A 24,832-nucleotide genomic window follows, 5' to 3' on the forward strand; every position below is an offset into this window, starting at 1 on the left:
GTAAAACTCAACCTATGCAGAGGCCCACGTCACTAGTTATTGGCGGTCCAATGACCAATGACAATGCCTCCATTGATTTGGGAACTCTTACCGACGTTACGCCCATCGATAATGGTATTGTAGCCAGCCGTCAGGCCAAACTGTTTCGCTAAACGCAAATAGGCTGTTGCTCCCAATCGTGTGAACCCCACCGCATTGGTCGGAAAGGGAATCCCCGGCCCAATGTCGGTTCCTTTTGTGTAAGGCGTTTGTTGCTGGCCCCAGACATCCAGGTTCAGCCACGTATTCACGTAACCGCCCCGCACAATAATCTCGGTAACGTCGGGCACGTTCACTTTCGAGCCACTATTCGGATTGAGCTGGCTAGGGTCATAATAGTTTACCACATGATCGAGTATAACCTGCCCCCGACGAATGTACCCGTACTGCCCCGTTATAAAAAAAGATTTCCCTTTCAGGTGAAGCATCGTACGGCCGTCCCAGTTTTTAGAGCCCCGCCCTATGGCAACCATCGCATCATTTACGTAATTCTGAATAGGCATGGAGTAGCCTACCGCAAACAGCCACGACAGCCTGAGTTTTTTTCCCAGTTTGTAGTCGTAAGCCTCCCATCGAAGTGTAGCCGACGCGTCCTGAAATCCTTCCTGTTTGGGAAAATAGCCTGCGCTGGCTTCGGTACGGATATATGGGGCCGCCACGATCAGATCGAGGTCATACCCCAGACCATACGTTCCGACGGCGGTCAATGCCTGCGTTGTCACCGTTCCCAGATTCGGGTTTTGGGTCTCATTTTTATTGATGAAATAGGTACTATAACTTTCCTGAGATCCAATAATGGCCAGACTGGCTTTTCGATGTCCCTGCATAAACCCGCCAATCATCCATTGGGCCCTGGCCTGATGGGTAACGAACAGCGTTGTTAGTGTAAAAAGGGCAAGAGGTAAAAATCGCATAGGCTACGTTTGCGGCAAAGGTAGTCTTTGGTCCGGCTTCTGGGTTATCCGCTGGCCATTTCTGTGCCAACGGCCTTAAAATTACCCAGAGTTGCTGGACCCTACCCGAAAAACGTCAGGGGAGGCAACCTATTGCCAGCAAGCAGTAGATTCGGTGGTTTATAGCGAACAAACCGCTATTTATACTGCTGCGTTTGGGGATGGAACGACCGCCAGCTATGCCAGAACTCCTGATAGGCTTTCGGCATGGCAGATAGCCGACGGCCTTTCAGCGGGCCAGAAACACAGTGCCCACGCCAGGTCCAGACCGACTTCGTTTCGCGATCCGTCAGTTGACGATTAGCATACTGGAACGTAAGCGTCTGGATACCCATCCGGCGATTCCATACGCCAAATGATACGCTATCGGAGGCTATGGCGACTAACACAGGCTCACCACCCACGACATCATTTAGAACCCGCTGGTTTTGTAGCTGATTCCAATCGTAGGCTTTCGCAAAACCGGCATGTTCGACACCAATTACCCACGATTTCGGATGCCACGATGCCGAATCCCGTCGGGTGAGTTTACCCTTCGACAATCCCTTATCGTAGGGACGCATGCTTTTAAATTCATCGGCAAAAGCGGAATCGGCTTGCAGTACCCGCGTATTGGGGTGTTCATGCGCCCATTCGCGCAGGGTCATCTGGCGAGACGACAGAGGCATCAATGCTTTTCCACGCAACGGACCGACCACAGCCTCACCCGTTGCCTGGCGCCACCAAGTTCCGGTACGGCTGTCCTCAAACATCGCGTTGAAATGATCCATACCTACCAAGCGAAACTCGTCGGCCTGCCCCTGCACCAGTGGGGTAAATACACGACCCGTTCGGCAAACGGTACAATAGGTTACCATAATGAGCTGCCCTCCGACCGTATCCCTCACCTGATGGTGATAGCCAATCAACTGAATCGGATAAGCCGTTGCCTGTCCCAGCGCTTCGAATCCCAATACGAGTTTATCGAGTGGAATCTTGTTCTGACTCATGGGCACAACCCGCTTTGTAGTCGGCTGTAGAAACATATGGTCGGCCATCATCTGCTGATGAACCACGTACAACACCCCTCCATAGACCAGCAGCAACACCAGAGCGGTGTATCGGTGCCATACGCTGTGAGGACGAATCAGAAGCCTGTAAGCGGGGTAAGCCAGCAGCAACAGGCCAATGCCTCGTAACCAACCCATATGCTGATGCAGCCAGTAAGCCAATTCGACCCGGCCAAGCGATGTTTCTTCTTCGGCCAACCCCAACTGGCTTCCAGGAAACGGCATAATGAAATAAACTCGGGCCGCTTCGAGACCAATCAATGCGAGTATACAGACTATGAATCCGATAACGTTTTTCATACAGATCGTTGATCCTATTAGTTTATCTTCTGATACCTGACTAATTCGTTCCCGCCACTGGAGTCGATTCGCCCGGAGGCATGTACGCATCCTGCGAAGCATAGCCATCGGCAGCTATCCGAGTGGCTCGGTAACGATACAGATCCGGTTTGTTGGGAGCTTCGGTAGCCAGTCCGTCCACATACCGATTGAACATACAGAAAGCCGCAGCAATCAGCACCGTATCGTGAATGTCGAGGTCGGTGGCTCCTTCAGCGCGGGCGGCTGCAATAAGCTCAGGGGTTACGGCCTTGCCACTTTGTTGAACTGCCCCCGCCACGGCCAGTAACGCTTTAAGCTTAGGACTGATAGCCGCCTGGTCGGGATTGCATTTGACCGATTGAACCAGACTCCAGTCGTCATCGCCGAGGTGATGACTCGCAACGGCCCCATGGATGGTCTGACAAAAGAAACAATCGTTCAGCGACGACACATAGGTGGCAATCAGTTCGCGTTCTCCTTCGGTAAGGCTGGAATCCGGACGGCTGGCATTATCGCGCAGTAACACATTGACCAGCGCATTGAGTGGATCGGCCGTTTGCGGGCTAAACGCCATTGGCCCACGAATTCCGGGTAATCCTTCAGGCAATTGGATATATGGCATAATTTTCGTTTGTTTTGCAATCTAAATAGTACCCCAGCCGTAAAACAGCCGGGGACTATGACCAACCTATAATAGATGTTTTTGAAGGCTGACGGGAACGTCAGCCTTTATGTTGTTTTAGGCACCTGATAACCAAGAGTACCCATACGCTCACCCATAGCTTCATAAGCAGCCGGATCGGTAGGGGTCAGTGTGGCAAGTCCATCCACGTAGCGGTTGTACATACAGAACGAAGCGGCAATCAGTACCGTATCGTGAATATCGCCGTCGGTGGCCCCTTCGGTCCGGGCAGCCGCTACCAGCGCATTCGAAACAGTACGGGCATCCGCCTGAACATGATGAGCAATGGCCAATAAAGCTTTCAGCTTCGGCGCGATCGATGCGTTGTCCGGATTATTCAGCACATCATCAACCAGGTCGCGCTGATCACCGTACAGATAGCGGGAAGCAGCGGCATGGCTGTTCATGCAAAAAGCCGTACAGTTTTGCTTTGACACAAACGCAGCGATCAATTCTCGTTCGGCGCTGGTCAGGGTACTATCTGGCGAACCCGATCGTAATAAGGCCTGAGCCAGTTCATAAAGCGGCTGACCCGTTTCGGGTCGATAAACGGCCAGACTCCGAATTCCGGGTAGTCCTTCAGGTAATGTGATATGTGGCATATAAATAAAGAGTGAAAGAGTGAAAAGGTGAAAAGTGGTTGGGTTCGCATTTCGCTCTATCACTCGTTCGCTCCGGTCCGGCGTTCCGGTTCGCTCTTTAGGTAAATTGCGCTTAGGGCAATCAGAAAAGCGGCTGAAAAAATGACCAGTGCATTTCCGATTCCTCCTAAAATCGTCGTCAGTGCTCCTACAAACAACACGGCCGTAGCCGTAAACAGACGGCCTATATTAAAACAGAACCCCGTAGCTGTAGCCCGAATCGATGCATCAAAAAGCGTTGGCACATAACTCGATAACGAACCCTGGCTGATACCCAGAAATAACGACAGCAACCCCACTTCACTGTAGATAATGGGCGAAAACGTCCGATTGCTGAGAAAGAGTATGGCACAGGCCAGAATACAGCCTACAAATGTGAATAACAGGGTGTAACGCGGCCCAATCCGGCGAACCAGAAATCCTGACGCAATGCCACCGACAATGCCGCCCATACCCAATAACATCATCATGATACCCCGTTCGGTTTGGCCGCTCTGGCCCGCAGGCAGAAGCGATTGAACCCAGGTAGGTAACCAGGAAAAAATCCCCCAGAGACCGATCAATACCGCCCCAAAAATGAGCGACCCACTGATCACATTCGGTTTGTTTTCAGGACTGAACAAATTAGGCTTTTGACCTTGGCGGCTGTTTTTACCAAGCTGCCAGCTAGCCGACTCCGGCAACAGCAGACCAATCAGGATGGCTACCGCAATCGGAATCAGACCGACGTTGAACGCCAATCGCCAATTACTAAAACCACTTGCCAGACCACCCGTAGCTACAATACCTACCGGAAACGCCGTGGCCAATACACCCAGCACTACAGGGCGCGACGGCCCCGACCATACTTCGGACAGATAGACCGTCGATACCAGTAAAATACCACCTACACCCGCGCCTGTCAACGCCCGAAGGCCAATAAGCACATACACATCCGGCACAAAGGCTGTTGCCAGCATCGCTCCACCGCATAAACCCGTTGCCAGTACCAATGCCCGAACCCGACCGATCTGATCGGCCAAAGGGCCAAACAGAAACCCACCGATCATCCAGCCGTACAAAAATGCCGCACTGACCCAGGCTCCGGTGTTGGCAATTTCATCAGCCGAGGCTGTCTCACCGAGTAACTGCGGAAGAGCAACAGGTAAATATGTAGCCATCAATGTACTGGCCGTGCCTCCAAATAAATAGGCAACCATGCAAAGGCCAAAACTGCCCCAGGGCAAGGCTATACGCGGCTGCTCATCGATTGCAAGTAATTTAGTTTCCATCACCTTTAACGGGTTAGACTTTACCGATAATTCTGATCGAACGTGAGCGATACGTAGTACAGGCCACCGACCGCCGGAGAGCCATAAGCCTGCACGATGTATTGGTTGGTCAGATTCGACGCGCCAATTTTAAGCAGGGTCTTATAGGCAGGCAGTTTCAACGTCACCTGCGCATCAATTAGGTTGTAAGCCTGAATGCGGCCCGGACGCAACTCATTAAATGAGCCCACCCAATCGAAGGCTTCCTGCCAATGCCAGGCTACATTGAAACCAAGATTTCTGGCAATATTCCGGTGGCCGATGGTCACGTTGGTCTTAAATCGTGGGGTGTTGAACGCGGGGATATTGTTCGGGTCCGCATTTTGCAGATTGAATGCCGACCAGGTGCCATTACCCGTCAGATTGTAGCCGCCAAATGTAGCGTAGTTTACGCCTAACGTAGCGCCTTGTGCCGTTACCCGGTCAGGAGCATTCGTGTATAACTGGAAGGCCTGATAGGTCGAGTTCAGAATATCCTGAGCAGCCGCCGGACTGATGGCTCCATCGCTTCCCAGCACTGGGCTATTGGGCCGAATCACAACGGTATTCAGGATAAAATTGCGATAAGCCCCAAAATAGTAATTGGCATCGAGCGATAATCGGCTGGTAATCAATGCCCGGTACCCGACCTCGAAGCTTTGAACCCGCTCCGGCGCGATATACGGCACATTGGATTTGACCAGTTTATCTTTATTATTCAGGACCGCCTGCTGTGGCCCCACTTTATTGACGTCGGCCAGAAACCCATTGACAAATCCACCAATACTCGTCGAATTGAACGAGTTTTCGTACACATTCATGCCCGCACTGTTGCTCGGTGCTCCACCCAGAATCGTGATCGGCCCTACATTAAGCTTGATGAACTGATCGCTGGGGGTTGGGTTCCGATAGCCCGATTGAAAGGATGCCCGGAAATGATGCCGATCGCTGGGCGAAAATACCGCCGAGGCCCGAGGGGTAAAATAACCCGCAAAATTCTGGTTTTTATCGTACCGCCCCGATACCGTCACCTTCAGTTTATTGGCCAGAAATGCTTTGCTCAATTGGGCAAAGGTGCCAAACTCGCTGTATTTGATTCGCCCGCCTTTGTCATCAAACAGAGTTCCATTGGTAAATAAACTGTACTCCCGAAAATTACCCCCAATCAGCAATTCAGTCCCGGTCAGTCCCGCCGATGCCAGCGCTGAGGTCAGATTATACTGTGCGTCGGCATGATACATATTCGTCTGGCTCAGAATACCCGCTCCGGCCAGACCTTGAATGCCAATCAGTCGTGCCTTCTGTTGTTCGTACTCGGCCGATCCGGGCAGCAAACGTCCCTGATCGGCAAACTGACGGGCCATCGTGTTGTCGTTGGCCGTTACGCCCTGTATTTTGCCCTGATAGGCCGCTGTGTACCGATCGAACCAGGTTTGATCGGCCACGTTGGGAGCCACCACATTCCCGTTCAGATCGCGCACCCAGGTCCGGTCGATCTGCTGACCCAGCGAACGGGTATTATAGGAATCATGCGAATCTTCCTGGTTTGTATACCCACGCACGAAAAAATTAGCGCCCCGTAACTCGATCCGATGCTGTAGCAGCGAAAAACCATCCACCGCGAATCGGTTGCTTCCGGTATAATTGCTGGTTCCTTTGGCGTAATTGTACGAATAAATCGCTTCAAGCCTGGGCGTGATCCGGTAGTGAACGGCCCCGTTCAGTTTCAGGCTGTAGACGTTATAATCGGTCAGGTCTTTTTCCAGATAACCCGTCCGCGCAACTTTGCCAATCCCCGTAATGGTTCGATTGACTTCATCGCCATATACATTCAGACCATTGTAGGCCGGGTTATTGGGCCCGCGTTTTTCAGGCGAGGTGGTTGCATCAACATCCGTGTAGTCGGTAGCAAACCAATCCAGCCCTTTCATGTATGAAGCCACTAGCTTGACAGCCAACTTGTTGCCAAAAACTTTGGCGTACCGAAGCCCATAATCCTGATATAAAGCGGCTCCTGTGTTGGGGTCGTTTAGGTGATTAACGCCCATCTTGACCTCTGCGCTTAATCCCTGATACCGGAATGGGTCTTTGCTGGTCATCAGTAAGGCCCCGTTGAAAGCTGCTGGCCCGTATAGTGCCGAAGCAGCACCGGGCACTAACTCGGCACTTTCGGCATCCAGATCGCTCAGACCAAACAAGTTACCCATCGAAAAGCCAAACCCGGCCGGTTGATTGTCTATGCCATCAATCAGTTGCAGGAAACGGCTGTTGCCAGTGCTGGCAAACCCGCGCGTGTTGATCTGCCGATAGGTTAATCCGCTGGTCACCATATCAACCCCTTTGAGGTTATTCAGTCCTTCATAAAAGGACGCCGATGGGGTTTCACGAATGGCACGGGCATCCATTTTTTCGACCGTTACGGGTGCCCGCAGCAGACTTTCTTCTACCCGCGAGGCCGCTACGACCACATCCTGCAACGCATTGGTAGCCTGACGAAGCGTAACGGCTACGGGCTGATTGTCATTGGCGAGAAGCACCGATTGAGCCTCATGCCCCACCATCGAAATCAGTAATGTCAGTGGTCCGCGCTGATTGGTGGTTAGGGAGAAGTCGCCTTCAGGATTCACAACGGCACCTGTCAATTGACCTTTTACCACTACGCTGGCACCTGCCAACGCCTGGCCAGTTTCGGCATCGCGTACCGTACCGCGTACCTGACGCGACTGCGCCAGAGCGGATACCGATACGGTCAACGCCATTACCAGAATGAGTATAATCTGTTTTATCGTCATTTGAATTGGATCAAATAGGTAAACGAAGAGCCTGTCCGACCAAAAACGTTTGATTTTCAGTCGGCTATTCGCCCTTCAGGAAATGAGAAATTTGTTTTTTCAAACGGGCAGATCAATCAAATCTGCCCCTAATGAACTAATGGGTTTGAATGGGATAACCACCCGGTGGACGCACATACCCCCTGCCCGTAATGCGTTCACCCAATGTTTGATAAAACGCCGGATCGGAAGGAGCAACGGTCTCCAGACCATCCACATACTTATTATACAGGCAGAACAGAGCCGCAATCAACACCGTATCGTGAATTTCGCGGTCGGTGGCGCCAGCTTCACGGGCACGGGCAATGGCTTCAGGTGTTACAGCACTTCCATTTTGCTGGGTAAGGGCCGCAATCTGCAATAAGGCTTTCATTTTCTCACTGACAGGAGCCGTTTCAACATCCTTCTTGACAGCCCTCGCCGTTTCATCTTCGCCCAGTAGAATATCAGCCGCTTTTGTATGGGCCGCTTCGCAGAAGGCCGTACAATTGCGCGACGATACCAGAGCGGCAATCAGCTCACGCTCACCCGTCGTTAACGTGGAGTCTCCTCGCAGCAAAATCTGCGTAAGCTCCCGAATCGGCATGGCCGTATCCAGTCGGTATTCGAGCAGGCCAGTAATTCCCGGCAACTGCTCAGGCAGCGGTATATGTGGCATATGTAAAGAGTGAAAGCGCGGACTAATGAAAGAGCGAATAGCTGGCGCAAGAACTTCGCTTCGGCGGTCCGCTCTTTCATTCGTTCGCCATCAAAGTCCTGATCCGTCCGCTTTTCCACGATTTACGGCATAGGTACCGATGTTCTTACCACATTCGAGACCTACTGTACAATCGAAACGGTAGTGAATCATTCCATAAATCCGGGAGTTTGAAGCCTCCTGCGCCTGCGCCCAGAACTCATTGGCCCGATCGGGAAAGATGCTGCCCAGCACGGTAGCCGCAGCCGCCGAGAAAGTCGAGTGGCCTGAGGTGTAGGACGGGAAGTTTGGCAGACCAACTGATGTTTTCACCCCGAATTGCTGAGGACGCGGATAGTAGTAATAATACTTCGTATCCCAGCAGCAGATACCGGCATCCATTAGCGACGTACCGACCAGAGCCAATGTACGGGCCATACGCACCTCGCTATACTTCGCTTCGCTGGCCGCATTGGCAGCCGTACGCAGCCAGTGCCCCGGAGGAGTGTAGGTCCCGGCTCCATCGGCCCAGTAATTGGCAATACGTGCCTGCTCGCGAGTCTGATTTTTGTTGATCTCTTTCAGTTCGTCCAACGCTTTGGTAAACTCTGCACTATTCAACGCGGGTGGTGGGCCAGGGCGAAGCTTCACTTTCGTAGCCGCATCGAAGTTCCAGGGGGTTACGGCGCCATAGTTTGGCAACATGGGGGGACGAAGCGGACTTTCCTGGCTTACCCATACTTCAGTCAGTCCCTGTGCTTTCGCCACTTCGATCATACCGGCCGTAAGGGCCTGGTTATTAGCAGCACTCATGCCATCGGTCTTGGCACGGGCCATCACTTTGGCAGCTACCTGATTACCCAGATCAGCACCCGCCGTCAGATCGCTCTGCACATTCATACCCGCCCACAAGCGGCTGTTCTGATGTTCGGCCAGTTTGGCATCCAGAAAGGGAACTTCGCCGGGAAACATGGCTTTCAGCACGACATAAGAGGCTGCCGCTACCACTGCATCTTCCGACGGATAGGTAGGAATCGTCGATGTTGGTAATGCCACCCGAACCGTAGCATCCACTTTCGACGGAGCCGACCGTTTGAACTGGTATTTGTAATTCCAGGCAGCTACCAGCGCATCATACTGAGCCACACTCAGGTAGGCCAGTGCACGAGCAGCATAGGGTGGATTGGCAAACGGAAACTTCGGATCAGCCAGTGGATTAGCCGCATCAGGAACGGGGTATTTACCATCGGGCGTTGAGGCAGGTGGAATATTATACCGGGCAGCCAGTTCGCGGGCGATTTCGTTCCAGCGATACACGGCCCCGGCTCCCCAGTACACAACGGCTTCCTGCTGCTCCTGAGTCAGACTGGCTGATTTCGATTTCAGATCGGTCAGTTCAGCCTGATACTCTGCCGACGAGGTCGCTTTAGGAGCCGCTACGGTCACATCCGTGGGTGACGTCAGCACATAGGTTTTCCAACTGCCCGCTTTTTCATCGACATTGGCAGGGGTATACCCTACGCGTTGCGGTTCAGATATACTCTTATCGCAGGAAATAATCGAAACAGATAATCCAGCAATCAGACTACCGATAGCCAGAATTTTATAGGTGTTTTTCATCTCGTGTTACGGCTATTTATTGAAATTAATTTGATACAGCAGGCCAACCATATAGCTGGTGCTTTGGCCTACATTCATACCATCGACTACATACCCCACGCGGGCGTTGACACCGATGTTGCGCGGCTGTACTTTTCCGTACCAGCCCACAGTGGTAGCCTGCATGTTGTTGGTCGGAAACGGCATATCGTTCCGGCGGATGTTATCACCACTCAGGCAGGAGCTACGCTCAGCCCATACTTCCGTTTGCCAGCCCTTCCGCAGAACCCCCAGCCGAACAGCGGCATCGTAGGTATTAGGCACCCGTACCTGATCGGTATTATAGACCCGGTCGTCGGCCTGATACGAGTTCTGATCGATTTTGATGTTGCTCCGCCAGCCGTAGCTTCCGTGCGCGGTCAGATAGAGACCTGTTTTAGGCTCTTTATAGCTCGCCAGCAATCGACCGGTAAAGGTGCGGCACTGCAACCCAATCGACATCGGAAGAAAACTCGGCACATAATTACCGATGGGAACCGAGCCCCCCACAATGGCATTGAGCGAAAATCCGCCCGCTTTTACCATCTTCAGCTTCAACCAGGCCGACAAATCCTGAATGCCATGCTGCCCCATCAGATTACCCGCACTGGTACTCGTCCAGACGTAGGGCAGGCTCAGGATCACATTGACCCGGTTGCTTATACCATAGGCAGGCATCACCATTATGCTTTGCGTTGTATGCGTGCCGATGTTAAAATTTTCCCGTTTCAGGGTATTCTCCCAGTATTGGTTCCAGGAGCTGTAGCCATACATACCAGCTACACAGAGCTGTTTTTTGCCCATATAAATAGCATCGTTCGGCATCTGGGCTTTCGCCACAAACGGTGCCAGTAGTCCGGCTACAGCAAGGCATTTCAGTATTGTTTTCATCTTGTACAATTACGTTCCGTAATGATTAAGAAATAGTTAGTGAGGACAGTAGCGGATCGCCAACCTCTTCAAAAGCGATGGATGCAGAAAGTTTAGAACCAGCGGGATATATTGACCGACACCAGATAATCGGCAAAAGCCGCATCGCCCTGCCGCACGCCCAGTGGGTCCAACCGATCGGAATAACTCTTGATCCGGTTCCGGTAAACGGCCCAGGGCATCGTAGCTGCAACAGAGGTTTTATGCCGCATGTATGACAAGCCAGGTTCAACCGATACGATATACCCCGGCCGACGGAACCCTGAACTTCCGCCAAAGGCATCGATGGCCGGTACGCCTTCCACACGTCCACCGAGCATAACTGCAAGGCCCGGAATAGCTTTGATTGACTGGCTTAAGCCGATACGGGCTGCAAATTGATCGGCAACGGAGAATGTGCCCGTAACCAGATCGATAGTCGTAGCGGTTGGGTTCCGCACAACGCCATTGGTTTCGCGTGGATTGAACAGATAAAACCCATTGGCATAGGCCGTCAGGGTACTATTGAGCGATGCATAGCCCTGTAACTCAACGCTTACCCCTACTCCACCATCGCCCAGTTGGATCGATTGATCGACGGGCTGATTGATCGTGTAATCCTGCCCTTCTTTGTTAAGCTTGTGAAAATTATCGGTCACACCATAGTTGCCCGTTGGGAGTTTCACACCCAGTCCGGCAGCAATATTGGCTTTCGGTAGTTTTACGGGATTGACAAGCCAGTAGCTACCCGAGATCCGAAGGTCGCCAATGCCCTGTGAGCCTGTATGAAACCGTTTTTGTTCGGGGTTTTGCGCAACTGTATTGCCATAATGTTCATACAACGACGAGCGGTCGTAGTACTGAATAGGCAGGTTGACCGAGAACGACAGCCGCTGATTCACCATATAGGTGATGCCCAGGTCCAGCGCATGCGACACGTTGATGACGTTGGTTCCCTGCTCTACCCGCTGTTTTTGTTCTACATCGCCAACAAAATGCTTGTAGGACCGGAAATAGCGATAACCTGCCGAAACCTGCCAGTGGCCATTACGCTGCTTGAAATAATCGGCCGATCCAGCCGGGGCTGCGCAACTCATGTGCCGAACGGCCACACATCCCTGCGCCTGGGTTGTACTGTGAGAAAATAATGTATATGCTACCGCCAGAACGATAGTAGAAATCGCTTTCATAGCTAAAAAATGTCTGAATAGAAATTGACTAAACCACTTAGGAATTCATACGACAGAATGGAACGCGGGCACGAGCGGATTTATAAACCTGCCTGAGCCACGAACGAGACTATCGTTGGGTTAGTGAAGCATCAATCATGCAGAGACAATCAGCCGATATACCGACAGGCTAGTTGACTGCAAAGGCAAACCCTTCAACAGCGCATGTATGCCCTTTTGGAGGATACTTGCAAGCCAGCAGAACTGAATAAGTGAACAGCAAGATGTTTTGTAGCAACGCATATGCAGACAACTGGCTTATCTTCTACCAGTGAAAGCTGGAAACGTTGAACAGGAGCCCACTAACTCTCTAAGGCACGATTGACAATTTCCCTCAGATTTCGGGCGGGGGCGAATGAACAGGAAGAGCGCGGGCAGCCAGCACAAACAGATGTTCGGGGATGCGAATGGATTCGCGCCATTGAGGAGATAAAAAACTAAAGGCTATACGCGGACTAGGCGAGTATTCTTTCAGTAGGAATTTCAGCAGTTGGTTGGCTTTCCGATTCGACTCGGTGGTACCGGATACGTGTTTGTTCAGAAACGATAGCAGATCGCTTTGCCAGATCGACCGATTCTCCGTTTCCAGAGCCGCAATATGCAGTTGGTCGCCCTGAATTTCCAGGCTTACCACCGAATAATAATGCCCATGGTAACTAAACCCATCGGAGGTAGTTCGGGTAATGACGCTGGCATCGAGCTTATCTTTCAAGGGAATCTCGAACTCAACGATACTATCGACCGAACGATAGACTGAAAGCCGTTCCGACAAATCGTGCTCAGCCTGCCACCAGCTACCGACAAACACAAGCACATAGGCCAGTGTGTGATACACCAGAAGCGCAAAGAGGCCGATGGAAACAACTTTCTTCAACTGCGTTCAGTAAATTTTTCCCAAAAATAATACTAAATTTTAAACAAAACCTGTGCCATCCTACAGGAAATATTTTTTTTATTGCTCGCAACCTTTCTAACGTTCCATTCTTCCGGAAAAAGCCGACCTACGTTTACCATCTCCCCAGGGTTATTGCGGATATACGTTAAGTAGGCTTTATGGCGTAGGTGTATATAACCAAACCCCTATTTCTGACAGATCGAACGTAGTAGACCAGGTAGCTTGTAACAGATGCAGGTAACGGTGATCCTGCTGCGGGTTTCGAATCAGATTCTGAAACATATAACCCAGTTCAATTTTGCCAAATTTCCGGGTATTGTAGCCCAATCCGCCGTAGAGCCAGTTTTCGCCATAGAACGCATTTTTTGAACTAATTGGGCTGTTAATAGCGCCTGTCAGACACAGAAAAGCTTCATTTGATACGGACGCATAAAAGCCTGTCTTATTAACTTTTGGGTCATAAAGTGGCAAGCTGGCCCCAATCTGATACCGAAACAAGGTTGCGTACGACCACTGGTTACTCTTCATATTTAAGGGGTAACGTTCTTCGTACCGTAACCGATGGGATACTTTGAGCCTCCCCAGAGCAGGAGCATCATGCGTTGCCACTGCCTGAACCCACAAACGATTCTCATTCACATGAAGCCCAAAGAGATTATGTTTTACATATGCATAGCCCACTCCAATCTGAACGTTTGGCAACAGTCGGTAACTTAAACTGGGCTGTAAATAATACTGTAAGGCAGTTGCCGGATAGTTTTTTTCAGCAATTGTCTGATGAAAGGCATCGATCGTTGATGAGATATAGGCATTGTATTGAAGCTTCTTTCCTATATTGCCGGACTGCGAAATAGCTGGAAAGAAACCGTAAAAAGTCCAGTCCTGCGCCAAACAAAGGCAACTGTTTAGCAGTAAATAGAGAAGTATACCTATTCGCATTAAGTTACGGGGTTGAGCGTCCGGTAACCTATCTCCCCAAAATGTGTGCCAACTTAGTAGTGATAGTTGGCATAATGTGTATGGTATAGAAATGCGCGTAATTCAACAGGGTCCGTCGGTACGCTGAAGAAGCAATAATCCCGGAATCGCAAACAGAATACTATAGGTCAATTACCGTTCTCAATCTAAAGAACTATTACTGCCCTTTATCGTCATTAAAGTCAGTTTATCCCCCCATTTAAGCCAGTATGAAATTTTTAAGCTTAGCCTTTTTAATCAGCCTGTTTGGTGCCGGTGTCTGGTACGTTCGTAGTCGAGTACCAGAGCCCGTTGCCGGTGTTCAACTGATTGGTAATCTACCTCCGCAAACAGCTCTATCGCCTACTCCACGTTCACGATTTACGCCTAGCACACGGAAGGGGTATTACAGCCTGGATGTCGTCAGCGATTTTACGGTTCCCACTACCAAATCCATTACCTTTTGCGGAGCGGGACGCAATCTGCATGTTAAACAAGACCCGACCAAGATTTTCCGCCGAGGTTTTACTGCCGTTGAACGGAGCCGAATGATCCCAAACGTTGAGATCTGGGGGGGTGATTCCTACCCACCGGGTGGCTGGAAAAGTACGTTACAGATCAATCAACGCGCCAGCATTCTTTACCGGGGGTATTTCAGGGACTCGTTTGGACTAGGCTGGTCAGAAGACAATGGGAAAGCCGATCAAACGATGTACCGTGTAGCTGCTCCCCGGCCAAATGCCCCGCTCAATCGCCAGACAGTCTTTCAATCGGCTCTCGAACTAAACGGAAACTGCGTTGGCTTCGGCGACTGCCCATCAACCGGCTGGAAAAGTACCTATGGGTTGATTTTCCTCGACATCGAGAACAACTATGGCATTAAAAACCTTCAGGAGCAGGTAAACCTGTATACCTATCTCGTAAAGACCATTAAAGAAAACGCCAGCCCGCAGACACTGGTTGGCTCCATTGACCCAGTGGCACATAATAGCTTCGGCTACTCGCGCACTTCCGATTATCAGGCAGGTGTGGATGAGTTTCTGACCATGCCCGTTCGGCATACGGCTTCCAGCCGACAGCGTGGCTTACCCGACAATCTGATCGGAAAAACCTATTCCGACTACGCTGATTTTCTGATGCCCGGTACCTATTATTTATATCCTGAACTGGATTATTCGGCCCAGCATAATAGCGATGGCGACCGCCATTGGCTGGCCGCTTTACTGGGTGAGCAGGAGGTCAATATGAAGCTATCGCCTAAAAAACGGATTGCCTGGCATTGGCTGTTCAATACACAGAATGCTGAATTTCCGGGTAGCGCCAAGGCAGAGCACCCTACTCCTCCTGCCGTTTCGGAAGGCATGGGTATTTTTTACTGGTTTACGGGAGCTTATGGGGTTTTGTTTTGGGACGACCATACCGACCTGATTCCCGATCAGCCTGCTCCAAGCGACCCGTCTCAAACCGGGCTCGGCAACGATCGTAACTATGCCTGTTATGAACATTATGTACATGGTCTCTGGCGGTTATTCAAACACCATAGCGATCTATTCAACGGACGCGAAACGTATCTGAACGAAACCACAGAGTGTTCCTACGATGGTGGTAGAACCTGGTATAAATACAACGCGAATCAGCTCAAAACCCGCAATTTACCCTTTGTTCGAGCCATTGTTAATGGAAACCAGATCCTTATTGCTGCTACGAAAGCCTATGCCCGACCCGATCAGACCAGCCAGGTAATGGTGCGGTATGTTGACAATGGGTATCGGTTTTATACCACACTCACCCTGAAAGGGGATGAAATCTATCTGGGCCGGGCTGCTATGCCACGCGGATAGTGGGCTTTCGGATATGCAATCAAAATCGGTATTTTTGTGTTAGTCCCGTACGCATGATCTACGATAACCACAACCGCCCCATTACCTACCTTCGTCTGGCCGTAACCGACCGTTGCAACCTGCGGTGTTTTTACTGTATGCCCGAAGAAGGCATTAAGTATCTGCCCAAGCATCAGGTGCTTACTTATGAAGAAATGGAGCGGCTGGTTCGTATACTGGCCCAGTTAGGGGTTCAGAAAGTGCGGATTACGGGCGGTGAGCCTTTTGTCAGAACCGGGCTAATGCCGTTTCTGCATCGGCTGGCCACTATCGACGGCTTAACCGATCTTTCCCTCACCACCAATGGTGTGCTGACCGCTCCACACGTTGCTGATCTGGCAGCACTAGGCATACGGTCCGTGAATTTAAGCCTGGACACCCTCGACCGGGAGCGTTTCCGAAAAATTACCCGTCGTGATGAATTGTCCGCTGTTCTGAAGACACTCGACGCGCTTCTGGAATCAGGGATTCAAACAAAAATCAATGCAGTGGTTATGGAAGGTCAGAACATTGAAGACCTCATTCCGCTGACCGACCTCACCCGGCAACTGCCCGTCGATGTGCGGTTTATTGAAGAGATGCCGTTCAATGGGGAAGGGAGCCACTATCCGGTGCTCCACTGGACCCACCAGCGAATTATCAACGAAATCCGGGCACACTTCCCCGGCATCCAGAAACTACCCGACCCACCTTTTTCGACCTCAGCTAATTATCAGATTCCGGGTCACCAGGGCACGATTGGCGTGATTGCGGCCTTTAGCCGGACATTTTGCGGCACCTGCAACCGAATCCGTCTGACCGCGCAGGGAACGTTGAAAACCTGCCTCTACGATAACGGTGTTCTGGATATCCGGGCTCTGCTCCGAAGTGGTGCATCGGACGAGGAATTAACAGCCGCCTTTTTACAAGCTTTTGCTCACCGCCCCCGCAACGGTTTTGAAGCCGAAAACCAACGGTCAACCGTAACCGAGTCGATGGCTACGATTGGGGGCTGAAGAAGAAGTTAGTCTGGTTCAACTTACGATCATAGCCCGCAATTTGTCAATTGATGCGCTTATGATTACCTTGAAGCAGCGACTAAACAAGTAGCTGCTCTATCCGAATCTAAAGCATCATCCTGAACCTCCCCCCATGCGTATCTGTACTTTTGTTGTACTTAGCCTATTGCTGGTACACCATCTGGCCCATGCCCAGACTCCCCATATCAAAGGCGACATTTATATATCAGTCAAAGCCGGAACAGTTAAAGCAAATCTGACGGTTTCGAACCTCCCGAATACGACGAATTACGTTATCCGCCTGAACAGCGGGTTCAATATTCAGGCATTTAGAGACAGTACAGACTCGTTTTCGTATGCTGCCCAACGAGCTTATGACCCCGAAAAATCGTATGAAAGTTTTCAATACTGGTTCCCAGCCAAGGACAACAAAAGCCGATTTCTGCCCCGACAATTTCGAGTAAGCTATGTTGGCGCGTTTCCAGTTTATGGGGATTCGGTTAAGAAAAGCGACCGGGGCGACTGGAAGGGAAATATTGCATTTAACGGTAAAACCGTGCGGGCAACCGAGCAGTCGGCCTGGTATCCAATTTTATACGATACACTGGAAGATCGTACGTATCAGAATGTTACGTACGATCTGACAATCCACAGCCCGGATGTTCAGTCGATTTACCTGAATGGTGCTCCTCCACAGTCTGGCCAAACGGCTCACTTTAAATCGGATCGCCCGTACCCGCTTCTGCTATTCGTTGGTGATTTTGCCTTTAGAAAAGAAAGAAGCACGTATTTGATCAATACGTCTCTTTCGGGTTCACAAGCCGAAGTACTGGATGGTTGGTTCTCGCGAATCAAAGCCTATTATCAACAGCATTTACAGATTCCGTACGGAGCTGATGTAACGATACTGGCCAGCACACCCATATCGAAGCGAAACGATTGGATGTTTGTTACGTACCCAACCATTGCCTCGGTGAGTCCAACTGGCTGGCTGAACACGCTTGTCGATGATAAAAAGCAAGCCTTATCCGACTCTTCTCTCCTTTCGTTCATAGCCCATGAATTAGGTCATTATTATTTTGGATCTGTCATATCACCCAATTCAACGCTACGCTGGCCTTTTCTGGAAGGCATGACCGAATACATATCGCTGCAAGTTACACGCGACTTGCTTGGTCAATCCTTTTACGACCGGCAGATTAAGCAATATGTAGGAGCCTGTAAAAATCTTACCGATTTTACTCCGCTGAAAAAGATAATCACAACCAGCGAGATAACTGAAACCTACCGTTATCAGTATATTCCTCTGATGCTGACAGCGTTGGAACGGCAGATAGGACGAGAACAGATGTGGAAATGGCTTAAAACGATTCTGGTAACCCCCAATCCGACGACAAACTACGCCCTGTTTAGAAGTACGTTATCGCAAAGTGGAGTCAACGAAAAAACGATTGAGGCTTTTGAAAAAACGTACCTGGAGTCGGACGATGGGTTGCCTGCTTTAATAGCCCAATTCAAACCAACCAGTTCAGCGTATTATTGCTGGGGAATTGCGAAAGAAGTACCCAAGACTGGCGACACTCGAAAACCGCAGGCATTTTACACCACAATTAAAAGCATAAAATACGACGATAAAGAGCTGGGGAAAGTGGCTCAGCAGTATTTTGATTTCGCGAAAAGCCATTGCGCCCCTGCCAACGAAACCTGTACCAGTGACTTCAACTCATACGATAACCTCGAAGACGCACAAAAGGCCCAGGCCAGATGGATAAAAAACCTGTCTGAGAAATATACTGTCAAACAAATCGAATTTTAAAACAGGTTCCCGCTTTAAAACCGAATCCCGGCTGTAATGCCTTCCAGAAACTTATTAGTGAACAGGTTGTCGACGTCCATTCGCTGGATGAGTTCACCATTGGAGTCGGTAAGCATGCGATTGCGAATCATCCAGTTGACGAAGGATAACCAGATGGTACGGTGCATAAAGCCCCACTGCCCTTCCCCATCCAGATAATAACCCGAAACCATTTGCTGGCTCTGCTCTATGAAATTACGATTTTTCAGGGTTGGGTGGTTGGCCGTTTTCATCAGAATACGGGCCGCTTCGTCGGGGTTTTTCATAGCGAATCTAAACCCCGATGCTGTTGCCTCCAGAAATCGGTGTAGGGCATCGGCATTTTCCCCGGCCCAGTCCTGATGAGCCGTCAGTACAGGGTTATAACCGTAAGGAATCTCATATTCATCGAACAGAAACTGATTCAGGTCAATGCCATCGATGTCGGCTTTCACCCCCTCCCAGGTCAGCCAGCACCAGGCGGCATCGACCTCACGGGTTACCAGCGCCCGCCAGATATTCGCCCAGGGCGATTTATGCGCCACAAATTGGCCACGTCCGTCGTCGTTCTGGATTAACTGACGGATTATATCTTCTTCGTACCGAGCACCATATGACGCATACACTTTGCCATCCAGTTCACGAGGGTGCTCAATACCACTTTCTTTCAAGGTCATAATCGCACTCACATCGCGGGCCAGTAAGGTAGCCACTGCAATTAGAGGCACTCCATTGGTCTGGTAACTTACTACACTTTCGGAAGGTGTAATGCCGAGCTGGGCTTCCCCCTGGGCAACGCGCCGGGAAGGTGCTACCTGGTAATTTTCCTGATCGGGGTAAATAAACGATACATCAAGACCAGCCTGCTCGTAAGCGCCTTTAGCAAAGGCTACATAAAAGCCCGTGTGATTGGTATTAGGCGTCCGATCGAGGGCTAAACGAATTTTCGTATTCATACGGCGCGGTAGTGTTACGGCTATGTTAACCATGCAACTGACGTAAGGTTTGCAGAAAGCGAGGGCCAGGCAGTTGCGAGGGCCAAAAGTACAACATTAAGACGAATTGAGATATGGTTCGTAACGATTCACCAATGCCGCCTATGTCGTAAAGAGCGACTCCGTTTCCAGGGCTTTTTCGTACTTTTCTTTATCGAAGCGATACAGATAAGGTGACTTATGCGCCCCACCGATTTTCCGTTCGTCCAGTCGCTTCAGAATTCCATACCCAAGCATACGTTTCTGAAAGTTTCGCCGATCCATTGTCTGTCCCAGAATGGTTTCATACAGCTGCTGCAAATCGGGCATCGTAAACTTTTCGGGCAGTAGGTTATAGCCAATGGGCTGATAGCTCAATTGCCGTCGGAGTGTTTTCAGAGCGAGGGACACCATTTCGTTATGATCGAACAGGAGCGCCGGAATCTGCTGAATATCCCACCAACGGCATTCATCAGTAAAAATATCGGGGGTAGGCACCACATTGGCAAACTCGACCAGGGCATAGTAGCCGACCGATATATCACGGCTGACAACCTGTTTCGCAACGTCTTCGGGGAGCCCTAGTTTGGCCAGTGTTTCGATCTGGCTATAATGCCGATACCGATTCACATCGCCAAAGGTGTGAAATTGCTGCAGAAAAATCTCATGCAATCCGGTCCGTTCGCGCAAACTCCGGTGAGCCGCAGCGTCCATGTTTTCCTGCTTATGGATACGCCCACCGGGCAAACACCAGTCGTCTGTATTTTTCCAGCGTAACAACAGCACCTTAAGTTGTCCATCATGAAAACCAAAGATGACACAGTCGATAGAAACCGATGGCATATGGTTGGCTTTAAAATCGGCCAGTAGCTGCTGCAGCTCATTTTTGCATTCCATAAAGAAAACTTACAAATAAATATAGTGTGTACTAGATACACATTGAACAAAAATACGTATCATTGTTTCTAAATCACACGTTTGCGATGATACGACTTTTCAGCGTTTGATGTTCCATCAACCAGTCGTTCTTTTCAGCGTTTCCTTCGTTAACTGATTCGATCGTATTCCCATGTCTCAGACTCGTCGTCAATTTCTAAGCCAACTTGGTATGGCAGCCGCCGGAGTAAGCCTTTCATCGGCTCTACCAACCCAAACCTTTGCCGATATGGCGCTCAAAAAATTCTCCTTCGAGATTTCGCTGGCCGAATTCTCCTTCTTTCCCGAAATCATGTCGGGCAAAATGACGAACCTCGATTTTCCGGCCCGAGCTAAAAACGACTTCGGCATTAATGTGCTGGAATATGTGTCGATGTTTTTCAACAACAAACATACCGATCCGGGGTATCTGAAAGACCTCAAACAACGCTGCGACGATCTGGGCATGAAAAATAATCTGATCATGGTAGACGGGGCCAACATTGCCGATCTGGATGCCGCCAAACGACAAAAAGCCGTGGAGGATCATTATGCCTGGGTCGATGCGGCTAAATACCTCGGCTGTGCGTCCATTCGGGTAAATCTGGGCGATTCGTCCAAAGCCCTAACGGGTACGCCCGACGACCCGGCCGAAGAAGCCGCCAAATCGGCTGCCGACGGCTACCATAAACTGCTCGAATATGCCGCCAAACAAAACATAAACGTCATCGTGGAAAACCACTTCGGCAACTCCACTGATATTGACTGGCTGGTAGACGTTTTGAAAGCAGTCAATATGCCCAACGCAGGTTTACTGCCTGATTTTGGCAATTTCTGTCGCCAGCGTAGTAAACCCGAAACCAACGACATTAAAGGCATTATGGCCACCAAATGCCTGCAGGAATACGATCGGTATGAAGGTGTCAAAAAAATGATGCCTTATGCCAAAGGCATCAGTGCCAAAACCCACAAGTTCGACGCCCAGGGCAACGAGACCGAAACCGATTTCCGGCGTATGTTCAAGATCATTAAAGAGGCTGGTTTCAAAGGCTACGTAGGTATTGAATACGAAGGGGGCCTTATGAACATGTACAACCAGACAGCGGGTTATCTGCCCACTACCGACGGCATCAAAGCAACCAAAACCCTGCTCGAACGCGTCCGGACAGAACTGGCTTAGGCAATCGATTGTGCCTTGCAATGGGTAATAGATCCTGAATAATGGCTTTCCAGTCTGAGCCTTATTTAGAATCTATTACCCATTATTCATTCCGCATAGCCAAAGCCTTTTATGAAAACTATTCTGTTGTCACTTCTGGCCTTTCTACCTGCTGCTACGCCCTCAGCCCCTCTCCCCAAAACCGGAAAGGCAGCGACGGTAACCCTGACAAAAACCGCTCTTCAGAACAAAATAAAAGGTGGTTGGGCCGGACAGGTCATTGGCTGCACGTTTGGGGGGCCGACCGAATTCCGTTTTACAGGTACCATGATCAACGACTACCAGCCCATTCCCTGGTACGACGGCTACATCAAGAAGACCATGCTCGAAAACCCGGGGCTGTACGATGATCTGTACATGGACCTGACGTTCGTAGATGTGTTCGAGAAAAAAGGGCTCGATGCGCCCGTTACCGACCATGCGAATGCCTACGCCCACGCCGATTATATGCTCTGGCATGCTAACCAGGCCGGTCGATACAATATCCTGAACGGCATGAAAGCGCCTGAGTCAGGCCATTGGTTGAACAATCCTCATGCCGACGACATCGATTTCCAGATTGAAGCCGACTTTTCGGGCCTGATGGCTCCGGGTATGCCCAATACGGCTGTTCAGATTGGAGACCCGATCGGCCACATCATGAATTACGGCGATGGCTGGTACGGTGGTGCTTATGTGGGCGCTATGTATGCACTGGCCTTTACCTCCAGCGATGTCAATTACGTAGTGAAGGAAGCGTTGAAGGTGATTCCGACCCAAAGTACGTTTTACCAGTGCATTGCCGACGTGATCAAATGGCATGAGCAGTTTCCCAACGACTGGAAACGAAACTGGTTCGAAATCCAGCGGAAATGGTCTGATGAGGTCGGTTGCCCGGATGGGGTGTTTCGGTCGTTCGACATCGACGCCAAGATAAATTCCGCTTACATCGTGCTGGGGCTGCTGTACGGCAAAGGTGATTTTACCAAAACAATGGAAATCAGCACACGGGCCGGACAGGATTCCGATTGTAACCCGGCTTCGGCAGGCGGTATTCTGGGAACGATGCTGGGCTACGACAACATTCCGGCGCACTGGAAACAGGGGCTAAAAGAAGCTGAAGACATCGACTTCAAATACACAACCATGTCGCTGAACGATGTGTATGCCATGAGCCTGAAACATGCCTTACAGGTCATCGAGCGCAACGGTGGCAAAGTTGCTGGCAATCAGATCACCATTGCCACTCAAACGCCCAAAGCCGTGCGACTGGAGCAATCCTTTCCGGGTCACTATCCTGTACAGGCACGCGGTATCAACAAAGACATCGACAACGAGTACAGCTTCGATTTCGAGGGTATTGGTTTTGCCCTAAAAGGAGAAGCTAAACCTAAAACAAAAAGCACTTGGGAATCAACCAGTTCGTTTGTATTTAATACGGAGTTGTATATTGACGGGCAGAAAGTTGAGTCGGCGAAACTACCAACCGATTTTACCCATCGTCGTCACGAATTATTCTGGAAATACCAGTTGCCCAAAGGCAAACATACCGTACGGATCAAGGTATTGAACCCTGATGCGGAGCATACGATTCGTATGGGAGACTTGCTCGTTTATAGCGACAAATCGAATAAATGATTCGTTTGATTCGGGCTGGCTGGCCCCGTTTCCATAGAGTCGGTTCAGTTGAAATAAAACAACGCGTTATGCCTGCCTATCGGCTTTACCTGCTTCTGTTGTTTACCCTACCGGCGTTGGCTCAGAAACCCATCCCGCCCGGCTTGCATCCTGATCCGGCTGGAGCCTTGCAGACGTACCGGGAAAGTCTGGCTCGGCTGCGGCAGGTGCATAAAAACCATCATACCCTTCCCGACCTGAAGTTCTTTTTGTTCGGAATGGGCGACCGACTGAAGCTCATATACCGGAATGGCAGGCTGCTCAACGCACTGACTGGCAACATCGAAGAGCAATGGCGGGTGCAGACAGAGCTGATCGTTCCTTCCGAATACCTTGTCCAGTTAACCCTATCCGATGAACAGGTCATTCAGATTCGGGAAGACGAAACGGGGGTTTGGATTCTTCAGTCGGGCAAACGTCCACGGTTGATTCCCGGCACGCGAAGCACCGTATCCTTACCCCGTTTTGCTGTGCATCAGTATGGCCCTATTTTACGCGTGTTGCATCAGGAGGTGTTGATCAATGTGGTCAATGGACGACCCGTACCGAATTTTCTGGTCTATATCAAACCCTGGTATCGGGATGCCACCATGATGGCGATGGTCTTAAAAGCAACCGACAATCTGCATCTGATCCGCGACTGGATTATGGCTATTCGCGATCCGTTCGATCAAAACAACCAGCGTGAAGCCGACAATCTGGGAGAGGTGCTGTTTCTGGTTTCGCTCGTAGCCGACAAGAGCCATCCTGTGGTGCCACTAGTGCTGGACTCTGCCCGACAATTCCAGAAAGGAGCTGGAATTCTGGGCAGAACCGACAATGTCGAACACCCTGTTTACCAGACTAAGTGGTTCAAATACGGTCTAAAATCGCTTAACCTTCCCGATTCCTACGCTATTCCCCAACAGTACGACAGCTATTCATCCGTTTTCTGGCTCGACTATAAACGGGACTACGTACCAGCCAGGTCCGCTGATGAAAAACAACCCGACGATAATTTCGCGAATAATCCGTTTTTTGGCTGGGCCGAAGATCATTTTTACGCTCAGTCTACTGATTCGGCCAAACGGGGACTGGTCGGAACTATTGATTACCCACTCAGTTGGCAACAACGGGACATTGATGCGCATTATCCTGGCGAAACAGTGCTGGACCGCGAACTGGTTAAGCAGAAACTGGCGTTTCCCCACGCCTGGCACGCAGCCGAAATGTTTTTGCTCTTGCATGAGCTTAACTAACGCAGCCCT

General features: G+C 50.4%; 20 protein-coding genes. 6 read left to right on the top strand and 14 right to left on the bottom strand.

The genetic code is table 11. The features are described from left to right. Positions 1-32 precede the first annotated feature (32 nt). The 12 genes from B153_RS0130515 to B153_RS0130570 all read right to left on the bottom strand — a co-directional run bounded on the left by B153_RS0130515 (position 33) and on the right by B153_RS0130570 (position 14,091). On the bottom strand, positions 33-953 hold the full coding sequence (locus B153_RS0130515) for a hypothetical protein (RefSeq protein ID WP_020600554.1): 921 nt from the start codon (positions 951-953) through the stop codon (positions 33-35). Positions 954-1,129: 176 nt separating this feature from the next. Next, complete coding sequence (locus B153_RS0130520) at positions 1,130-2,341, bottom strand: DUF3179 domain-containing (seleno)protein (RefSeq protein WP_026262575.1); 1,212 nt, start codon at positions 2,339-2,341, stop codon at positions 1,130-1,132. Between the two features lie 40 nt (positions 2,342-2,381). Then, positions 2,382-2,984, bottom strand: coding sequence for a carboxymuconolactone decarboxylase family protein (locus tag B153_RS0130525; protein WP_020600556.1), 603 nt, complete (start codon positions 2,982-2,984; stop codon positions 2,382-2,384). A 107-nt stretch (positions 2,985-3,091) separates the two neighbouring features. After that, entirely contained in the window at positions 3,092-3,646 is a 555-nt protein-coding gene (locus B153_RS0130530) for a carboxymuconolactone decarboxylase family protein (RefSeq protein ID WP_020600557.1), read from the bottom strand. A 59-nt stretch (positions 3,647-3,705) separates the two neighbouring features. Further along, on the bottom strand, positions 3,706-4,956 hold the full coding sequence (locus B153_RS0130535; RefSeq protein ID WP_020600558.1) for an MFS transporter: 1,251 nt from the start codon (positions 4,954-4,956) through the stop codon (positions 3,706-3,708). Positions 4,957-4,976: 20 nt separating this feature from the next. Then, the gene (locus B153_RS0130540; protein ID WP_020600559.1) at positions 4,977-7,766 is read right to left on the bottom strand and encodes a TonB-dependent receptor; all 2,790 of its coding nucleotides are present in this window, start codon (positions 7,764-7,766) and stop codon (positions 4,977-4,979) included. Between the two features lie 136 nt (positions 7,767-7,902). Beyond that, entirely contained in the window at positions 7,903-8,463 is a 561-nt protein-coding gene (locus B153_RS0130545) for a carboxymuconolactone decarboxylase family protein (protein ID WP_020600560.1), read from the bottom strand. 90 nt (positions 8,464-8,553) lie between these two features. Then, positions 8,554-10,101 carry a vanadium-dependent haloperoxidase gene (locus B153_RS0130550; RefSeq protein WP_020600561.1) on the bottom strand — a complete coding sequence of 516 codons (1,548 nt, stop codon included), beginning with the start codon at positions 10,099-10,101 and terminating at the stop codon, positions 8,554-8,556. A gap of 12 nt (positions 10,102-10,113) precedes the next feature. After that, the gene (locus B153_RS0130555; protein WP_020600562.1) at positions 10,114-11,010 is read right to left on the bottom strand and encodes a hypothetical protein; all 897 of its coding nucleotides are present in this window, start codon (positions 11,008-11,010) and stop codon (positions 10,114-10,116) included. 92 nt (positions 11,011-11,102) lie between these two features. Further along, complete coding sequence (locus B153_RS0130560; RefSeq protein ID WP_020600563.1) at positions 11,103-12,218, bottom strand: hypothetical protein; 1,116 nt, start codon at positions 12,216-12,218, stop codon at positions 11,103-11,105. Positions 12,219-12,591: 373 nt separating this feature from the next. After that, a complete protein-coding gene (locus B153_RS0130565; protein WP_020600564.1) occupies positions 12,592-13,131 on the bottom strand; it encodes a hypothetical protein in 540 nt (179 codons plus the stop codon). A gap of 177 nt (positions 13,132-13,308) precedes the next feature. After that, on the bottom strand, positions 13,309-14,091 hold the full coding sequence (locus B153_RS0130570; protein ID WP_063672873.1) for a DUF2490 domain-containing protein: 783 nt from the start codon (positions 14,089-14,091) through the stop codon (positions 13,309-13,311). A gap of 248 nt (positions 14,092-14,339) precedes the next feature. Between B153_RS0130570 and B153_RS0130575 the strand changes: the two genes are divergently transcribed. The 3 genes from B153_RS0130575 (at position 14,340) to B153_RS0130585 (ending at position 18,803) form a co-directional block, all read left to right on the top strand. Continuing rightward, positions 14,340-15,950, top strand: coding sequence for a hypothetical protein (locus B153_RS0130575; protein ID WP_020600566.1), 1,611 nt, complete (start codon positions 14,340-14,342; stop codon positions 15,948-15,950). Between the two features lie 53 nt (positions 15,951-16,003). Further along, a complete protein-coding gene (gene moaA, locus B153_RS0130580; protein ID WP_020600567.1) occupies positions 16,004-16,984 on the top strand; it encodes a GTP 3',8-cyclase MoaA in 981 nt (326 codons plus the stop codon). Between the two features lie 136 nt (positions 16,985-17,120). Further along, on the top strand, positions 17,121-18,803 hold the full coding sequence (locus B153_RS0130585) for a gluzincin family metallopeptidase (RefSeq protein ID WP_020600568.1): 1,683 nt from the start codon (positions 17,121-17,123) through the stop codon (positions 18,801-18,803). A 14-nt stretch (positions 18,804-18,817) separates the two neighbouring features. On the opposite strand, the gene B153_RS0130590 is transcribed toward B153_RS0130585, so the two are convergent. Together B153_RS0130590 and B153_RS0130595 are read right to left on the bottom strand one after the other, a co-directional pair. Continuing rightward, a complete protein-coding gene (locus B153_RS0130590; RefSeq protein ID WP_040762378.1) occupies positions 18,818-19,777 on the bottom strand; it encodes an ABC transporter substrate-binding protein in 960 nt (319 codons plus the stop codon). A gap of 141 nt (positions 19,778-19,918) precedes the next feature. After that, positions 19,919-20,692 (bottom strand): NUDIX hydrolase, encoded by a 774-nt coding sequence (locus B153_RS0130595; protein ID WP_020600570.1) that lies wholly within the window; start codon positions 20,690-20,692, stop codon positions 19,919-19,921. Between the two features lie 172 nt (positions 20,693-20,864). Between B153_RS0130595 and B153_RS0130600 the strand changes: the two genes are divergently transcribed. From B153_RS0130600 to B153_RS0130610, 3 genes are all read left to right on the top strand, one after another. After that, positions 20,865-21,890, top strand: a complete 1,026-nt coding sequence (locus B153_RS0130600; protein WP_026262576.1) for a sugar phosphate isomerase/epimerase family protein — start codon at positions 20,865-20,867, stop codon at positions 21,888-21,890. Positions 21,891-22,001: 111 nt separating this feature from the next. Continuing rightward, complete coding sequence (locus B153_RS0130605) at positions 22,002-23,546, top strand: ADP-ribosylglycohydrolase family protein (RefSeq protein WP_020600572.1); 1,545 nt, start codon at positions 22,002-22,004, stop codon at positions 23,544-23,546. Continuing rightward, positions 23,543-24,823, top strand: coding sequence for a hypothetical protein (locus tag B153_RS0130610; protein ID WP_245564973.1), 1,281 nt, complete (start codon positions 23,543-23,545; stop codon positions 24,821-24,823). The genes B153_RS0130605 and B153_RS0130610 overlap by 4 nt, the downstream gene beginning before the upstream one ends. The last annotated feature ends 9 nt before the right edge of the window (positions 24,824-24,832 follow it).

It is taken from the genome of Spirosoma panaciterrae DSM 21099 (assembly GCF_000374025.1).
Taxonomy (GTDB): Bacteria; Bacteroidota; Bacteroidia; order Cytophagales; family Spirosomataceae; genus Spirosoma; species Spirosoma panaciterrae.

Bases quoted from the DNA above. Each gene is read 5' to 3' on its own strand.
- B153_RS0130590 (WP_040762378.1), bottom strand. From the start codon at position 19,777: ATGAATACGAAAATTCGTTTAGCCCTCGATCGGACGCCTAATACCAAT.
- B153_RS0130555 (WP_020600562.1), bottom strand. From the start codon at position 11,010: ATGAAAACAATACTGAAATGCCTTGCTGTAGCCGGACTACTGGCACCG.
- B153_RS0130525 (WP_020600556.1), bottom strand. From the start codon at position 2,984: ATGCCATATATCCAATTGCCTGAAGGATTACCCGGAATTCGTGGGCCA.
- moaA (WP_020600567.1), top strand. From the start codon at position 16,004: ATGATCTACGATAACCACAACCGCCCCATTACCTACCTTCGTCTGGCC.
- B153_RS0130540 (WP_020600559.1), bottom strand. From the start codon at position 7,766: ATGACGATAAAACAGATTATACTCATTCTGGTAATGGCGTTGACCGTA.
- B153_RS0130570 (WP_063672873.1), bottom strand. From the start codon at position 14,091: ATGCGAATAGGTATACTTCTCTATTTACTGCTAAACAGTTGCCTTTGT.
- B153_RS0130575 (WP_020600566.1), top strand. From the start codon at position 14,340: ATGAAATTTTTAAGCTTAGCCTTTTTAATCAGCCTGTTTGGTGCCGGT.
- B153_RS0130545 (WP_020600560.1), bottom strand. From the start codon at position 8,463: ATGCCACATATACCGCTGCCTGAGCAGTTGCCGGGAATTACTGGCCTG.
- B153_RS0130560 (WP_020600563.1), bottom strand. From the start codon at position 12,218: ATGAAAGCGATTTCTACTATCGTTCTGGCGGTAGCATATACATTATTT.
- B153_RS0130535 (WP_020600558.1), bottom strand. From the start codon at position 4,956: ATGGAAACTAAATTACTTGCAATCGATGAGCAGCCGCGTATAGCCTTG.
- B153_RS0130605 (WP_020600572.1), top strand. From the start codon at position 22,002: ATGAAAACTATTCTGTTGTCACTTCTGGCCTTTCTACCTGCTGCTACG.
- B153_RS0130530 (WP_020600557.1), bottom strand. From the start codon at position 3,646: ATGCCACATATCACATTACCTGAAGGACTACCCGGAATTCGGAGTCTG.
- B153_RS0130550 (WP_020600561.1), bottom strand. From the start codon at position 10,101: ATGAAAAACACCTATAAAATTCTGGCTATCGGTAGTCTGATTGCTGGA.
- B153_RS0130515 (WP_020600554.1), bottom strand. From the start codon at position 953: ATGCGATTTTTACCTCTTGCCCTTTTTACACTAACAACGCTGTTCGTT.
- B153_RS0130520 (WP_026262575.1), bottom strand. From the start codon at position 2,341: ATGAAAAACGTTATCGGATTCATAGTCTGTATACTCGCATTGATTGGT.
- B153_RS0130610 (WP_245564973.1), top strand. From the start codon at position 23,543: ATGATTCGTTTGATTCGGGCTGGCTGGCCCCGTTTCCATAGAGTCGGT.
- B153_RS0130585 (WP_020600568.1), top strand. From the start codon at position 17,121: ATGCGTATCTGTACTTTTGTTGTACTTAGCCTATTGCTGGTACACCAT.
- B153_RS0130600 (WP_026262576.1), top strand. From the start codon at position 20,865: ATGTCTCAGACTCGTCGTCAATTTCTAAGCCAACTTGGTATGGCAGCC.
- B153_RS0130595 (WP_020600570.1), bottom strand. From the start codon at position 20,692: ATGGAATGCAAAAATGAGCTGCAGCAGCTACTGGCCGATTTTAAAGCC.